17 protein-coding genes are annotated in these 14,793 nt (G+C 61.3%); 5 read left to right on the top strand and 12 right to left on the bottom strand.

What is annotated here, in order from left to right; translation table 11 throughout:
- Nucleotides 1–13 precede the first annotated feature (13 nt).
- Nucleotides 14–1,486 carry a PepSY-associated TM helix domain-containing protein gene (locus IG627_RS10165; RefSeq protein WP_193192240.1) on the top strand — a complete coding sequence of 491 codons (1,473 nt, stop codon included), beginning with the start codon at nucleotides 14–16 and terminating at the stop codon, nucleotides 1,484–1,486.
- A gap of 4 nt (nucleotides 1,487–1,490) precedes the next feature.
- Here the strand turns inward: IG627_RS10165 and IG627_RS10160 are convergent, their stop codons facing one another.
- Together IG627_RS10160 and IG627_RS10155 are read right to left on the bottom strand one after the other, a co-directional pair.
- On the bottom strand, nucleotides 1,491–1,940 hold the full coding sequence (locus tag IG627_RS10160) for a GNAT family N-acetyltransferase (protein ID WP_193192239.1): 450 nt from the start codon (nucleotides 1,938–1,940) through the stop codon (nucleotides 1,491–1,493).
- Between the two features lie 31 nt (nucleotides 1,941–1,971).
- Entirely contained in the window at nucleotides 1,972–2,688 is a 717-nt protein-coding gene (locus IG627_RS10155; RefSeq protein ID WP_193192238.1) for an esterase/lipase family protein, read from the bottom strand.
- Between the two features lie 170 nt (nucleotides 2,689–2,858).
- Here IG627_RS10155 and IG627_RS10150 point away from each other — a divergent pair, with 170 nt between their 5' ends.
- Both IG627_RS10150 and IG627_RS10145 read left to right on the top strand, forming a co-directional pair.
- The gene (locus IG627_RS10150) at nucleotides 2,859–3,278 is read left to right on the top strand and encodes an archease (RefSeq protein WP_319024543.1); all 420 of its coding nucleotides are present in this window, start codon (nucleotides 2,859–2,861) and stop codon (nucleotides 3,276–3,278) included.
- A 10-nt stretch (nucleotides 3,279–3,288) separates the two neighbouring features.
- Nucleotides 3,289–4,722, top strand: a complete 1,434-nt coding sequence (locus tag IG627_RS10145) for an RtcB family protein (RefSeq protein ID WP_193192236.1) — start codon at nucleotides 3,289–3,291, stop codon at nucleotides 4,720–4,722.
- Nucleotides 4,723–4,729: 7 nt separating this feature from the next.
- Here the strand turns inward: IG627_RS10145 and IG627_RS10140 are convergent, their stop codons facing one another.
- From IG627_RS10140 to IG627_RS10125, 4 genes are all read right to left on the bottom strand, one after another.
- Entirely contained in the window at nucleotides 4,730–6,070 is a 1,341-nt protein-coding gene (locus IG627_RS10140; RefSeq protein WP_193192235.1) for a tetratricopeptide repeat protein, read from the bottom strand.
- Nucleotides 6,071–6,107: 37 nt separating this feature from the next.
- On the bottom strand, nucleotides 6,108–6,572 hold the full coding sequence (locus tag IG627_RS10135; protein WP_193192234.1) for a DNA breaking-rejoining protein: 465 nt from the start codon (nucleotides 6,570–6,572) through the stop codon (nucleotides 6,108–6,110).
- A gap of 210 nt (nucleotides 6,573–6,782) precedes the next feature.
- Nucleotides 6,783–7,403: an alpha/beta fold hydrolase gene (locus IG627_RS10130; RefSeq protein ID WP_377483721.1), complete on the bottom strand. Its 621-nt coding sequence runs from the start codon at nucleotides 7,401–7,403 to the stop codon at nucleotides 6,783–6,785.
- A gap of 209 nt (nucleotides 7,404–7,612) precedes the next feature.
- Nucleotides 7,613–8,104 (bottom strand): PH domain-containing protein, encoded by a 492-nt coding sequence (locus IG627_RS10125; RefSeq protein ID WP_193192233.1) that lies wholly within the window; start codon nucleotides 8,102–8,104, stop codon nucleotides 7,613–7,615.
- Nucleotides 8,105–8,291: 187 nt separating this feature from the next.
- Between IG627_RS10125 and IG627_RS10120 the strand changes: the two genes are divergently transcribed.
- A complete protein-coding gene (locus tag IG627_RS10120; protein ID WP_193192232.1) occupies nucleotides 8,292–9,170 on the top strand; it encodes a patatin-like phospholipase family protein in 879 nt (292 codons plus the stop codon).
- A 10-nt stretch (nucleotides 9,171–9,180) separates the two neighbouring features.
- On the opposite strand, the gene IG627_RS10115 is transcribed toward IG627_RS10120, so the two are convergent.
- The 6 genes from IG627_RS10115 to IG627_RS10090 form a co-directional block, all read right to left on the bottom strand.
- Nucleotides 9,181–9,606 (bottom strand): MAPEG family protein, encoded by a 426-nt coding sequence (locus tag IG627_RS10115; RefSeq protein WP_193192231.1) that lies wholly within the window; start codon nucleotides 9,604–9,606, stop codon nucleotides 9,181–9,183.
- Nucleotides 9,607–9,660: 54 nt separating this feature from the next.
- Nucleotides 9,661–10,215, bottom strand: coding sequence for a DUF1415 domain-containing protein (locus IG627_RS10110; RefSeq protein ID WP_193192230.1), 555 nt, complete (start codon nucleotides 10,213–10,215; stop codon nucleotides 9,661–9,663).
- Nucleotides 10,216–10,228: 13 nt separating this feature from the next.
- Entirely contained in the window at nucleotides 10,229–10,765 is a 537-nt protein-coding gene (locus IG627_RS10105; RefSeq protein ID WP_193192229.1) for a DUF2058 domain-containing protein, read from the bottom strand.
- A 151-nt stretch (nucleotides 10,766–10,916) separates the two neighbouring features.
- Entirely contained in the window at nucleotides 10,917–11,345 is a 429-nt protein-coding gene (locus tag IG627_RS10100) for a hypothetical protein (RefSeq protein ID WP_193192228.1), read from the bottom strand.
- 311 nt (nucleotides 11,346–11,656) lie between these two features.
- The gene (locus tag IG627_RS10095; RefSeq protein WP_319024542.1) at nucleotides 11,657–12,217 is read right to left on the bottom strand and encodes a sugar O-acetyltransferase; all 561 of its coding nucleotides are present in this window, start codon (nucleotides 12,215–12,217) and stop codon (nucleotides 11,657–11,659) included.
- A 12-nt stretch (nucleotides 12,218–12,229) separates the two neighbouring features.
- Nucleotides 12,230–12,838: an HAD family hydrolase gene (locus IG627_RS10090; protein WP_193192227.1), complete on the bottom strand. Its 609-nt coding sequence runs from the start codon at nucleotides 12,836–12,838 to the stop codon at nucleotides 12,230–12,232.
- A gap of 347 nt (nucleotides 12,839–13,185) precedes the next feature.
- On the opposite strand from IG627_RS10090, the gene gndA reads away from it, so the two are divergent.
- Nucleotides 13,186–14,718 (top strand): NADP-dependent phosphogluconate dehydrogenase, encoded by a 1,533-nt coding sequence (gene gndA / locus IG627_RS10085; protein ID WP_193192226.1) that lies wholly within the window; start codon nucleotides 13,186–13,188, stop codon nucleotides 14,716–14,718.
- Nucleotides 14,719–14,793: the final 75 nt, after the last annotated feature.

Genomic DNA, 14,793 nt, shown 5'->3' with positions numbered 1-14,793 from the left:
TAAAAAGCGCCCTATGAAGCTCAAACCCTCCCCCGCGCTGGTCAAAAGCTCCCTCTCCGCCCACTCGGTAGTCGGCCTGGTGATCGGTTACCTGATGTACCTGGTCTGCCTGACCGGCGCCCTGGTCGTGTACAAGGATGTCATTCAGCGCTGGGAGCAGCCGGATGTGGCGGAATTCAGCGAGTTCGACAGTACCACCGTCGAAACCGCATTGAATGACTACCTGAGCCGTCAGGAACAGAGCCCGGAATCCCTGTATGTAGTCCTGCCCACCGATCACGAGCGGCGCATGCACCTGTCTGACGGGGAGGCGGAGTGGCTGTTGCGGGAGGACGGAACTCTGGGGGCGGAACCCAGGGAGGGGCTGGCACATCTACTGGTGGAGCTGCACTACTACCTGCACCTGCCGTCGAATATCGGCATACTGCTGGTAAGTGCACTCGGCGCCATGCTGCTGGGACTGATCATTTCCGGTCTACTGGCGCATCCGCGTATTTTCAAGGACGCCTTCCGTTTCCGCCTGGGCGGCTCGCGCCGTCTGGAGCAGGCGGATATCCACAATCGCCTGTCGGTATGGGGCCTGCCGTTTCACCTGATGATTGCGCTGACCGGTGCCTTCTTCGGCCTCGCTGGCCTGCTGGTACTGACCGCCGCACCCGCCTATTACGGCGGCGATCGCGAGGCGCTGATCGCGGATATTTACGGCGGTGATCCGGTAGTGGAGGCGCCAGTGCAGAAAGTTGATGTGGCGGCCGCCCTGGCGGAGCTGCAGCAGCGGGCGCCCGAGGCCGAGCCGATTTACCTGGTGGTGCAGAAGCCCAATACCAGCGGGCAATTCCTGGAGATTGCCGCATCCCTGCCCGGACGGCTGGTCTACTCGGAAATCTACCGCTATGACGCGGATGGAATATATATCAACCACCAGGGATTGTCCGACGGCATCGCCGGGCGCCAGATCCTGTACTCCGTTTACCGTATTCACTTCGGACATTTCGGCGGCGAGGGCACGACTTTCTGGGTGAAGCTGGCCTATCTGCTGCTGGGACTCGCGTTGACGGTGGTCTCGGTCACCGGCGTGAATGTCTGGCTCGCGCGCCGCGGTGGCCGCGACTGGGTCAACGACTTCTGGTGTGCGGGTGTGTGGGGCACCCCGGCCGCCATAGCCATGGCTGCGCTCGGCGCTGTCGTGGGCAATTTTTCTCTGATTGGATTTTTCCTGGCCGGCCTGGTCGCTTGCCTCGGTCTCTCTCTGTGGCTACGGGATGAAACCAGGAGTGCAATGCTGCTCAAGTGGGGCAGCGCTATACTGCTGTTACTGCTGGTGGCGGTACATGGCCTGATCTACCCGGCCCAGGTCGGACAGGGGCCGGTACTGGCAGTGCACACGGTAGCGTTGCTACTCGCGGCCTGGTTTGTGTGGGCGGGTTATCGCCAGGCGGCGGGAATCAAGGCCGCAGAAGCAAGCCGGGGTGGCCTGGCGGTTTAATGGCTCAAGGGCGGCGCAGCATCTCGATATGGGCTATGCCGTCCTCGTCGTAAGGCCCGGAAACCTGCTCAAAGCCAAACTCTCCATAGAATTTCTTCAGGTATTGCTGCGCTGAAATACGGATCGACGCCTGTGGAAATTCCCGTTGCGTGTTTTCAATGGCACGCCGCATCAACTCCCGGCCCAGGCCGGTGCCGCGCGCGGATTCGCTGGTCAGGACCCGGCCGATAGATGGCTCCGTGTATTTTTTGCCGGGAAAGACAACGCGCAGATAGGCGAACAGCGACTCGCCGCTCCAGCCAGACAGGTGCCAGGCGAATTGGTCCCTGCCGTCGGCATCCTGGTAGGGGCATTCCTGCTCCACGGCGAAGACCTCCTGGCGCAGGCGCAGGATTTCATAAAGCTGGTCTCGGGTCAGCTGACCGAATGAAGACCAGTGCCAGTGAATTGCCATGGAATATTGAGTTTCTCGTTAACGGCCGGAATTATTGATCGCGGGCTAATTCATCCCGATTAAAGTGGCCGTTCTGCAAGTAATGAATGACCTGCGCTATCACCTTGTCATTTTTCATCATAAAAACGTGGGTTACCGGCATTGCCAGGTGATCGTTCATCCCCTCCAGCTTGGTGCTCTCCACCGAGACCTTGCCGTCATCCGAGTCGGGAATCATCTGCGACAGTATCAGGTTGATGCTGCGGGTGCCGGCGATAATGCCCACATCGAAATCTGCACTGCCCAGATTGTTCGGCACACTCAATTCGCCGGTGCCCAGCTGCAGGCCGGCGTCGCCGAGCATAAAGCGGAAGCCGGGGAAATCCCCCAATTTGTCCACCACTTCGCTGCCATTGTTTGGCGGCCCCAGCATGACAACGTGGTTGAGATTGTCGATCGGCACCCGGCTCAGGTATTGCCTGACCAGTATGCCGCCCATGGAGTGGGTGACGAAATTGACTTGCTCCTGCCCTGCGCACTTATCCAACGCCGGCGCTATGGCCCTGCCGGCCAGTTCCTCAATGGGAAAGTCTGTCGATGGATAGTCGACATTGACTGCGGTAAAGCCGGCCGCGGCCACGGCCTTTTCCAGTTTGGCCATGGACGAATCGGACTTGCCCAGGCCGTGCAGCAGTATCACGCAGGCGGCGTGACTGCCGGCGGACAAAAACAGCAGCGAAAACGACAGGAATGTGAGAGCCCACTTCATGGTTCTGCCCCAATTGGAATATACGGGCCAGTATGCGCAGTCGGGGCTTTGATGCCAAGTCCGATGAATTCCATGCAATCCGCCGGCGACAGTGCATTGCATGCTTTACATGCGGTGCGGTTCAACTAGATTCCATGGCAGTGTGCGGGCGAATCGGATGGGATCCCGGAGTGAGTATCCGTTGGGAGCACTTCAGTCACGAGGCGGATATGGGGCTGCGTGGCTACGGACAGACAATGGCGCAGGCCTTCGAACAGGTGGCGCTGGCGCTGACTGCGACGGTGACCGAACTGGATAGGGTGGCGCCGCAGCAGCGCGTGGATATCGACTGCGAGTGCGCGGATCCGGAATTGCTGCTGGTGGACTGGCTGAATGCCCTGATCTACGAGATGGCCACGCGCAAACTGCTGTTCTCCCGCTTTGAAATCACCATCGAGGGAGGCAGGCTCGATGCCAGCGCCTGGGGCGAAATGGTGAACCGGAGCAGGCACAGGCCAGCGGTGGAAGTGAAGGGCGCTACCTATACGGCGCTGCAGGTCGCACAGCAGGAGAATGGCGACTGGCTGGCCCAGTGCATTATCGACGTTTAAGGCGATTTCAATGAGTCAGGAATACCCCCTGCAGCGGGAATCCGAATTCAGCTGGCGTATAGATCCCAGCGGCAAGATGCGCGTGCCCGGGATTATCTACGCCGACGAGACGCTGATCCGGGAAATGGATGACAAGGTGTTCGAACAGCTGTGCAATGTGGCCAGCCTGCCGGGCATAGTGCAGGCGGCCTATGCGATGCCGGACGCCCACTGGGGTTACGGTTTTCCCATCGGCGGCGTGGCGGCCTTCGACCCGGATTTGGGCGGCGTTGTCTCCGCCGGTGGTGTGGGTTTCGATATTTCCTGCGGTGTGCGCGCCCTGCGCACCGGCCTCTCCATCGAGGAAATAGAGCCGGTCAAGAAACAGCTGGTGGATGCACTCTTCAGACAGGTGCCTGTCGGTGTCGGCAGCACCGGTCGCATTCACCTGAACGACAAGGGCATGACCGCGATGCTGAAGGGTGGGGCGCGCTGGGCGGTGGAGCAGGGCTTCGGAGAACCGGGGGACCTGGAGCGCATCGAGGAAAAGGGCTGCATGGCCGGGGCGGATCCGGGGGAGGTATCGGCGCGGGCGCGCAAGCGTCAGCAGGACGAGATGGGCACGCTGGGTTCCGGCAACCACTACCTGGAAGTGCAGCGGGTGGCGGAGATCTACGATCCGCGTATCGCCACCGCCTTCGGCCTGAGGGAAAACGACGCGGTGGTATTTATCCACTGCGGCTCCCGCGGCCTGGGCCACCAGATTGGCACCGAGTTTCTGAAATACATGGTACTGGTTGCCAGCAGGCATGGTATCGAGCTGCCGGATCGGGAACTGGCCTGCGCACCGATCAATTCAGAACTGGGCCAAGCCTACCTGGGTGCCATGCGCGCCGGCATCAATTGTGCCCTGGCCAACCGCCAGATCATCACCCACCTGACCCGGCAGGTCTTCGCCGATGTGTTGCCGAAGGCGGACCTGACGCTGATCTTCGACGTGTCCCACAACACCTGCAAGCTGGAAAGCCACCCGGTGGCGGGCCGGCAGCGCAAGCTGTATGTACACCGCAAGGGCGCCACCCGCGCCTTCGGGCCCGGCAATCCGGAAATCCCCGAGACGCTGCGCGCGGTGGGGCAGCCGGTGCTGATCGGCGGTTCCATGGGCACCGAGTCCCATATTCTCGCCGGCTCGGAGCAGGGTGCCGGGCTGTCCTTCAATTCCGCCTGTCACGGCGCCGGCCGCGCCATGAGCCGCCACCGGGCCACCAAGCTGTGGCGGGGCCGCTCCGTCGTGGACGAGCTGGCGGAACGTGGCATCCTTATCCGCAGCCCGTCTATGCGCGGTGTGGCGGAGGAGGCGCCCGGCGCCTACAAGGATGTGCGCGCGGTGGTGGATGCGGCGGAGAAGGCCGGCCTCGCAAAAAAAGTCGCGCGGATGGAGCCGCGCCTTTGCATAAAAGGGTGAATTTTTATCAGGGGCTGGCAGGCTGGTCGCCGCTTCTTGTGGTGGCGCGGTAGAGAAAGCGACGGTTGACTTCGCTGTGGGGTTTCAGTGCCAGGCGTTCATTGGCGAAGGCTTCCGCCAGTTCCCTGCGACCGGCGCGCAGCGCCGCTTCCGTCAGTGTCCAGTCGATAATATCCCGCTGCGCGTGACTGCCGCCGAAACTGTTGGCAATAGCGCGCGCGCCGTACAGCTGTTCTACAGCCTTGTGGTAGTCGCCGCGCCAGAAGGCGGTGAAGCCCTCGATCAGGGGCAGGCCGGTATGCCAGGCCCAGCGGGCCACTTCCGTGTCGTTGCTGCTGGCGGCGCGGATACTGTTGGCGATTCGCTCCACATCGGCATCGCGCCCGGCGCCGAGGAGGGCCATGACGCCGTGCCAGTCATTGAACGGGTAGTGGCGGCCGTCGGCGTGTTTTTCCCATGCTTGCGCCAGTTCTGTCCAGCGCTCACTGAGGTCGCGGCCGGCCAGCGCCAGGCGCCACAGCAGGGCCGAGGCATCCACCAGGTCCAGGGCCATATCGCTCCGCAGGCCGCGTATGGGCCCATCGTAAATGGCGAGTGCCTGATCCACCTGGTCCAGGTCCAGGTGGTATAGGGCCTTGTGCCACCAGTTGTGCACGCGAAAGAAGTTGTCGTCACCGGCCCAGAAGGGCTCGCGTTCCGCCATCCAGTCGATACCTTCCTCCGCGCGGCCCTGCATTTCCAGGACATGGGCGACGGCGTGGTGGGCCCAGCAGTCGAAAGGTTGCAGTTCGATGGCCGAGTGCCCGTATTCCTCTGCGCGCCGGTAGTCGCCGCATTCTTCCAGGCCGAAGGCGTACATCCCGAGCAGAATCGAATAGCCGGGCACCTCCGCAGACCAGTGTGGCAGTATCCGCGCTATGCGGTCGCGCAGGTTGCGGGTGCCGGCGCGGTAGAAATCCATCAGGTGCCCGCACTGGATGCCGAGCAGGTCGCGCGGATAGGTCGCGTTGTGGTAGTCCAGCATCGTCGCGGCCCTGGTCCAGTTGCCGGCCATCAGTTCCGTGAGCACCGAGATGTGGGATTCAGCGCGTTCATCCAATGGCAGTGACCTGGCGTGCACGACGACTCTCTGTGCCTGCAGAGATGCGGCGGGTTCGGTGGCGGTGGCGTAGAGATAGGCCTTGAGGATATGTGCCATGACAAACTGTGGCGCCGCCTGAATCGCTCGCTCCAGCGGCGCAAAGGGATCGCCGCTGTAGAGGTTGAAGGACTCCAGCGCCTGGCCATACAGATCCAGGGCTTGGGCCGAGGCGCCCGACAGCGAATTGCCCTGCTGGTCAGTGAGCACGGTGGCCTCCCGTTTGCCGAGAATATCCGGGGCGCTATCAGGTGGAGTTGCCGTTTTCCAGCGCGGAGGTTTTCGGCCCGGACTTCAACACTGTGTGCAGCTTGTAGTGGGCCGACTCATTGCGCTGCGCGGCATTGCGCATCAGGAAGACCTGAACCGTATAGAGGCCATCTGCGGGCACTATGGCGGAGTAGCTGTTGCCGTCAACGGAGCCGGTAAACAGGGCCTCTTCGCCCGGATCCTTGCCCGGCGCGTAGATATTGAAGTAGTTGCTGGCGTTGTCTGTCTGCAGCAATACGTGCAAATGCTGCCCGGCCGTGGCGCCCAATCGGTATGTCGCCGTGTCGTTGCCGCGGATGGTGCCGTCGGAAGTGGTCTCGGAAGTGGTGCTGAAAGTGGTTTCGCTCTGGGAGCGGAAATTCCCAGCACCTGTGCCCTGTGCCTGGTCTGCAGCGGGCAGGGCCAGCAGCTCCGCCAGCGAGTAGTTCCGGTGCATTTTCATGATCTTACCTCCGCCTGTCTGTTCGGGAAACCCTCCCCAAATTAAAGCACAGGTATTGCGCGTGGAATTTTGCGGCCCGGGATGTGCAGGAGCGCGGCCTTCAATAGATCGGCGGCGAAGGCGCGAGCGGCCCCGTTTATTGTTGCGGAACAGGCAGGTATAGCGAAACAGATGGATGGAGCCGTGTACCGCCTCGGGGCTGCCTTTCTCCTACTTCTTGGGCGGGCGGGTAAATAACCTGTCTGCTGCCAGCACCCGCTGAATCGCATTGGCAATATCCTCCGGTACCTCCTCCTGCAGATAATGTCCGGCACTGGTTTTGGGCACATTGGCGTCGGGGAGCAGATTGCGGTTTACGCGCCATGCTTCGCCCAGTATTGGATCCTTGCATCCCCACAACAGTTCCACAGGTTTGGCGAAAGCCCGTGCCCAGCGATCCACCAGGGCCAGCTCGGCAATGGTGGGATGCTCCAGGGTGGTGGGAACCATACGCGTGAGAGCCAATGGTGCGGTGCGGTCCCGCAGGGCGCGCAGCGGATACCTGTAGGCGCGCTTTTCTCGTCGGCCGATACTCTTCGGGTCCCCCTGGACCCAGGTCAATAGTGGTAGCGGAAGATTGAGCAGGCGGAATGCTACGTCGGCGATCAGCGGCATATTGGCAAAACGGAAGTACGGCGTTACCTTCGGCGGCTTCCTGAGCAGGCGCAGGTAGGTGTTGGAAAACACCGCACCGGTAAATCGCTCGGGATTCATCGCCGCCGCCAGTCCAACCACCGGACCACCCCAGTTCTGTCCTGCCAGGGTGATATCCTGCAGGTCCAGGGCGCGAATCAGGTCGGACAGCTGAGGGCGGGCGCATCGCTGAACAGCTTGCTAGTCATTTTGGAATTTACCGCATGGACCACTAGCCTGCTTACGTTACCGCGCCTTCCTGCTGTGGAGTTTTACAGTGTAGTTGGCGATACCCCCCGCGCAACAAGATGCGAATGGGTCCTTAAATCACCCCGGGTTTGTTGGGGGAGCGGGTTGCGGCGAGGCGATCAGCAATTCTTGAGCGCCTGCACAAACTGCTGTGGCCTGTCGGGTGTCACCACCAGGGTGCGCTCCGGAAAACGCAGGACCACGGCTTTCGACATATCGGTGGCAAAGACGCGGTAGCGCCCCAGCCCGCTGTTGCGATACAGGCCGATATAGCCGAACAGGCCGCCGTTGCCAAACAGGCGAATGGAACCGCGCATCGCCTCCGGGTCGGATTTTACCTCGATCAGCTCGCCCAGTGCGAAGCGGGTTTTCCACCCTGGCCTGAGTATCAGCAGGTTATCGCCCTCAATACGGTAGCCGCGGATGGCAAAGAGGGCGCTCACAATGAGAATGGCCGGGGGCAGCAGTATGGCGGCGGAGTAGAATCCCGAGTGCGCTTGCGGCGCCTTGCCCATCAACAGCAGTGGAATGCCGAGCAGTAACAGTGTGGACAGGGCGGTGATCCATTTCAGCTGGTGGCTCCAGGGCGCGCGGAATTGACGGTGATCCATGTTTTGTTGTGTACCGGGTTGTCAATAGAAGTTCGTCCAATCTTAACCCCGCAGTCGAGCCGGCGGCAAAATGCTGGCCGATGCAGGGTTGGGCGGAAAAGTCAGTCAATCTGGTTGGAAAGTAATCGCGGATCGACTTTACAATTGCCCGCGCAAGGCAATGGAAACGGTAGCTGCGGGTTTGTAGATGGTGAGACGTATTTCCAACGGTAACAATCTATCCGCCCTGGTCGTGGAGGGCGGTGCTATGCGCGGTATCTTTGCGGCGGGGGTGCTGGACGCCTTTATCGAGTCGGGCTATCTGCCATTCGACTTTGCGATTGGTGTCTCTGCCGGCTCCACCAACCTGATCGGATACCTGGCGGGAGATCACGGGCGCAACCGCAGGATACTGCTGGACCACGCGCGCCGGGCAGATTTCATCGACTGGCGGCGCTACCTGAAAGGCGGGCACTTCTGCGATGTCGGCTGGCTCTGGCATGCCTCCTACGACGATGTGCCGCTGAATATCCGCCGCTATCTCGACAATGATGTGCCGCTCTACGCAGTCACCACCAGTATCGATAGCGGGCAGGCCTGTTACCTGCAGGTGACGGCGGAGAATATGCACGAGGTCTTTCCCGCATCCTGCGCCATTCCGCTCTTTTACCGCGACTTCCCCCGGGTCAATGGTGAGCCGATGACCGATGGTGGCCTGGCGGATTCCATTCCGGTGATCAGGGCTTACGAACAGGGCGCGCGCGATATTACCGTGGTGCTGTCGCGGCCCCTGGGCTATCGGAAACGGGTTAGCCCGAAGCCGAAACTGATGCAGCAGTTTTTCCACGACCACGCGCGGCTGTTTGAAGCAGTGCTCGACAGGGCGGAGCGTTACAACCGGGCGCTGGACTTTATCCAGTCGCCGCCGGAGGACTGTCGTGTAACCGTGATAGCGCCGCCTGCGCATTTCCCCGTGGGGCGTTTTACCCGCGAGGCCGCGCTGCTGGAGCAGGGATACCAGTGTGGCAGGGAGTCGGGGCTAGAACATCTTCGCTCGGAGGGCGAGCGAGTCCCAGGTTCAGATTGATGTCGGAGGCCTATGCCAGGCCCCGCAGGGCATTGAAGGTAAGGCCTATCAGCATCAATGTCGACAGCACGAATATCCCGAAACGCACTTCAATCCTGTTGACCAACGCCTGGAACAGGCTGTGAATCACCCGCAGGCCGACATAGGCCCAGGCCAGCAGCAGGTTGGTGCCGCTCCCTTCCCCCATCAGCGCCAGGGACAGCGCGACAGCATAGAAAATGGTGGGCTGTTCCATCAGGTGATTGTAATTGTCCGCCTTCCAGCGCACCGACGCGGGCAGGGTGTTCACCTGCTCGCCGCGCGGGGCCTGGGGATCCAGTTGCAACTGCGCGCGCCTGATGGCCGGCAGGCGGGTGGCGTACATCCAGACCCACATGACCAGTGACCAGGCAACCAGGACGACAACCGGGGCGAGGATGGAGCTTTCGCTCGGCATTGATCTCTCCTTTTTTATTTATTATTGATGCGGAGTCCGCGCGGTGGGTGCGGGTTACTTGTCGCTATCGAACAGGTAGGGAAACAGCCGACGCTTCTGCTCTTCTGTCAGAGCTTCGACCCGGCGGATATTGTTTTCCGGAATGGATTCCGGATCCGGGTAATTCTTCAATACCCGCTCGATACTGGCCTCGCGGAGCAGATGCAGTATCGGGTAGGGCGCTCGGTTGGTCAGGTTCTCCGCATCACCTGGTGCAGTGCCGGCGAACTGGTAGTCGGGGTGGAAGCTGGCCAGCTGGTAGATGCCGGTGTAGTCGCGGCGTTCTATCAGCCACTCGGCCAGCTCGAGGAACTGATTGAAGTCGGCGAAGTCCCGAAGATGGTTCGGCACTATCAGCAGGGTGGTTTCCACTTCTTCAGCGAGGCTGCTGTCCAGGAGCTGCATTTCCTCGAGCAGCTCCGCCATCAGCACCTCGTCGTCCCGTGCCCCGCTGACCCTGTAGCGGATCTGGCCCGCGCGCATGGGCCTGCGCGCGAAGGGGCAGAGATTCAGGCCGACCACCACATCCGCGAGCCACTGCTGTACCGCCGCGACGACCGCCTGCTCCATCAGAGACGCCCGCTTACCACATCAGGTCGTCGGGGATCTGGTAGTCCGCGTAGGGATCGTCTTCATCCGCCGGGGCGCTGTCCGCTGCCGGCTGCACGACTATATCGGCATTGCGCTCGGCGATCTTGTCGGCGATGACCCGGGGCACCAGTTCGAACTGCTCGTCCAGGCCGACGATCACCAGGCGCCCGGCCACCAGGTGGTCGCGTACCGCCTCGGTGACGTAGATGGCCTTGATCTTCTTGTCAAAGGTGAAGTTGTAGGCGATATCGCCGTTGCCCTTCGGCTGTCTGTTGGTCGCCACCAGCTGCTTGATCTGCGCGGCTATGGCCTTCTTCTGGGCAGCGGCGTCGCGCTCGGCGTTCAGGGCGCGGTCCCTGGCCGCCTTTTCGGCGCGCGCCAGTTGTGCGGCGGCCTTGGTCTCATCGACCTGGGGCTGTGCGGATTTCTTGGCGACTTTCTGCTGTTTGCGCTTTTCCTTACTGACCTGTTTGGCCTTCTTGCTATCGACGAGCCCGGCTTTCAGCAGTTGGTCTTGCAGTGAGGACATGGTGTTTTACCTGCGAATTCATTGAGCGGCGGCAATGCCGTGAGGCCCGCAAGCGGCGACTGCCGCGGAGAGGGGCGCATCTGGTTGTGGGATTTTACCCGATGTCTGTACCCGGTTGGTACCGAGGGCATTCGGCAGGGCCAACTCGCGCTCAGGCAACCCGGGCCTTCAACCGCCCCTTGGCCGCGCCCAGCAGCAGGCGCGAATAGATTTTGTGGAAGCCGAGCAGGGCGTTGAAGACCGGGCCTATACCTGGGGCGCCTGTCCCGCTGTCCGCTTTCGGCAGCACCGCCGAGCCGAAGTACAGGCGCGTGCCCGGGGCTCCCTCGGCCCGTCTGGGCATCGACATCAGCCAGGAGCGGGTGCGACCGTAGATGTCGCAAAGCAACAGCTGGTTATCCGCGCGCCCCTCGACGCGCCAGGCAGCGAACTCGTCGATACTGCCTGCGGCCAACCGCTCAGCCTCCTCGTCCGTAGACGGCCTGGACAGAGTCCAGTGCAGGATCAGCCGCTCCAGCTTGAAAATGCCGGTGGTGTAAAAGGCCGCTACATACTGTTCCTGTGAAATCCCGGTAGCCATATCCGTTCTATAGCAGTCGGTGTAGCAGCCAGGCTTCCGGTAGCGGTTTAGGAGGGCATCTTCCGGGATAGGGCAGCGTCGGATCGCATTCAAGGGGTGGCTCCTGCCTGCTCAGATTGTGGCGATAGTTTACCCGGGTGTGGGTCTGCTTGCAGTCGCACTCTTGGGGTCAATGAGTTGCGGCAACGAAATGGGTAGTGATCGGGCTCCCACTACAGCCACCTGCGCACCCGGGAGAGATTGCTACTGATTGCATTCCCCTGGCGCTCGACTGGTCGTTTGTGGAAATGAATTCCGCTTTTTCGGAGGGGTCAGTCGGGGCTGCCAATGGCCCTGGCCGGCACGCCTCCGACAACTTTTCCGCTGGAGACGTCCCTGGTTACCACGGCACCGGAAGCGATAATCACATTGTCGCCGATGGTGACCCCGGGGTTGATGATCGCACCGGCGCCTATCCAGACATTGTCACCCATGGTAACCGGGAGACCGTACTCCAGCCCGCTGCGCCTTTCATCCGGGTCGGTGGGGTGGGTTGCGGTCAGAATACTGACCCGCGGACCGATAAGGCAATTGTCGCCGATACGGACCTCGCAAACATCGAGGACAACCAGATCGAAGTTTGCGAAAAAGTTATTGCCCAGGTGGATGTTGTAGCCATAGTCGCAGCGGAATGTCGGTTCGATCGCACAGTTTTCAGGCTTGGTGCCGAGCAGTCTATGCAGCAGCCTGTCGCGCAGCAAGCGGGTTTCCGGTGCCGAGTTGTTATACTCGTGGCACAGCTGGCGTGCCCGCAGGCGCTCCTCTGCCAGCGCAGTATCCGCTGCGTTGTAGAGATCCCCGCGCAGCATTTTGTCTTTTTCCGATTCGCCCACTGCTTGTCTCCCCTAATCCGCCAGTAAACCAGATTCTTGCAAATGTACCTTTACTTGTTCGACAGAGCAGGCTTGACGGGCGCGGATTCCCAGTCGCCTGGCCGCGATCACGTTGGTCGGATTGTCGTCGAAGAAGAGTACCCGCTCCGGTGCCACATTCAGGGCGTCCATCACATGGCGGAAGGCGCGAAGATCGGGTTTTGCCAGTGCCATCCGGTGCGAGGCGAAGATCTGGCTAAAGTACTGGGGCAAACGGAATTCATTGACCAGTCGCGGCCAGTGAAGTTCGTTGGTATTGGTCAGCGCAGCCAGGTGGTGGGATTTCCGCAGTTGCAACAGAAGGTCCCGGGCGCCCGCGAAAAGGCCGATTGGCCAGCGGGTAAACTGGTCGATTATTTCCGCATTGTCGACCTCGAGCCCCAGATCCCGTTGCAACCTTCGGGCAAATTCATCGGGCGAGAGTTCGCCACATTCGAAGCGCAGTGCCGTTTCTGATTGGAACCAGCCAATGCTGTCGAACGTCTGTCCGCTAGACAGCCATTCCGGTGGCAGGGGGCTGGAGCGCAGCTCGATCAGCACGCCGCCCAGATCAAAAAGAACCACTTCGATATCGATGCTCATGATGCGGATAAATATGACGAGTTAGTAAATCGCGCAGGCCTGTTGCTCGTTGCGGGCATATTGATGCTTCGGTGAATTTGGCCGTGACCGGTCCGTTCTGACCGAGCATAGCGAACTATTCTCGCAATTGGCAGTGGTGGGGCAAAAACTCGGGATGATATCGATTTTCAACACTAAATAGTGCGCGGATCCTCTTTGTCGGGATATTGCTCTGAGCGCAGAGCTTTGCTGCATCCCCCCGTTTCCCCGTCATTCCAGCTGGTCAATATTTGTCCTCCCGCCTCCGGGCCCCTGTTGCTATACTCCGCGCCCCCTGACAGCAGCACCATGTTTTTCCGGAGAGATCCATGTCTGAATTACAGTCCGACGCACTCTGTGATATCGGCTTTATCGGCGCCGGGGTGATGGGCAAGAACCTGATCCTGAACCTGGCCGATAACGGCTACAAAGTCTGCGCCTACGACCTGGATCAGAACCGCCTCAACGCGCTGCTGGAACAGGATGCAAAAGAACGCGGCGATCGGCCGCCGCGGGTGCAGGGCTGCAACTCCTACACCGAGCTGCTGGCCAAGGTGAAGGCGCCGCACCTGATTATTCTCTCCGTACCCGCCGGTGCGCCGGTGGACGATGTGTGCAACAAGTTGCTGGATGCTGGCCTGAAAGCCGACGACATCGTCGTCGATACCGGCAACAGCCTGTGGACCGATTCGGTGGAGCGCTGCAGGCGCTACGAGGGCAAGCTGATTTTCTTTACCACCGCGGTTTCCGGTGGCGAAGTGGGCGCGCGCTTCGGGCCATCGCTGATGCCCAGTGGCGATCCCTACGCCTGGAGTCGTATCGAGCCGGTGTGGCACGCCATCGCCGCCAAGGTGGATCCGGCCAGCGGCCAGCCGATCGAGCGCTTCGAGCCCGGCAACCCGGTGAAAGAGGGCGAGCCCTGCGCGGCCTATATTGGCCCCATAGGTTCCGGCCACTATGTGAAGATGGTGCACAACGGCATCGAGTACGCCGATATGCAGATGATCTGCGAGGCATACCACGTGATGCGCAGCGCGCTGGCAATGTCGCCGGCGGATATCGCCGCGGTCTTCCGCGAGTGGAACCAGGGACCGCTGAACAGCTACCTGATCAGTATCAGCGCCGAGGTGCTGGCCACGGTGGATGCGGATACCGAGCAACCGCTGGTGGACGTGATTCTCGATAGGGCCGGCCAGAAGGGCACCGGTCTCTGGACCGCGGTCAGCAGCCTCGAAGTGGGTTGCCCGGCGCCGAGTATTGCCGAGGCAGTATTCGCCCGCTCGTTGTCCACACGCAAGGTGCTGCGCTCGCGCGCGGCGAAGAAGTTGCAGGGGCCGACTGTGGAAGCCATAGCCCCGGCCAGGCGCGCCGAGGCCATTGCGCAGCTGCACGACGCCCTCTACTGCGCCAAGATCTGCGTCTACGCCCAGGGCTTCGACCTGATGAAACTGGCTGCGCGGGAGCAGGGCTGGCAGCTGAACTTTGCCGAGATAGCGCGTATCTGGCGCGCCGGCTGCATTATCCGCGCCGTATTCCTGCAGTCCATCAGCGACGCCTACGAGCGCGATGTAAAACTCTCCAACCTGCTGCTGGACGATTTCTTTGTACAGCAGATTGCCGAGCACCAGGGCAACTGGCGCCGCGCGGTGGCTGACGCCACCCTGAACGGTATTCCGGTTCCGGCGCTGTCCTCGGCGCTCAGCTACTACGACGCCTTCCGCATGGAATCCCTGCCGGCCAACCTGCTGCAGGGCCAGCGCGACTTCTTCGGTGCCCATACCTTCTCGCGGGTGGACCGCCCGGAGCAGCAGAAGTACCACGTGCAGTGGAGTGAGCCGGGGCGGCCGGTGGTGGAAATCTGATTTCCCGAATGATGTGAATGTAGGTCAGGGGGCACAATACTCTCTCCTACCTACATGCTTGGTTCAGGATCGGGC

This window comes from Microbulbifer taiwanensis, assembly GCF_014904815.1.
Taxonomy (GTDB): Bacteria; Pseudomonadota; Gammaproteobacteria; order Pseudomonadales; family Cellvibrionaceae; genus Microbulbifer; species Microbulbifer taiwanensis.
The sequence above is the reverse complement of the archived record's forward strand: the minus strand, read 5'-3'. Positions and strand labels throughout refer to the sequence as shown.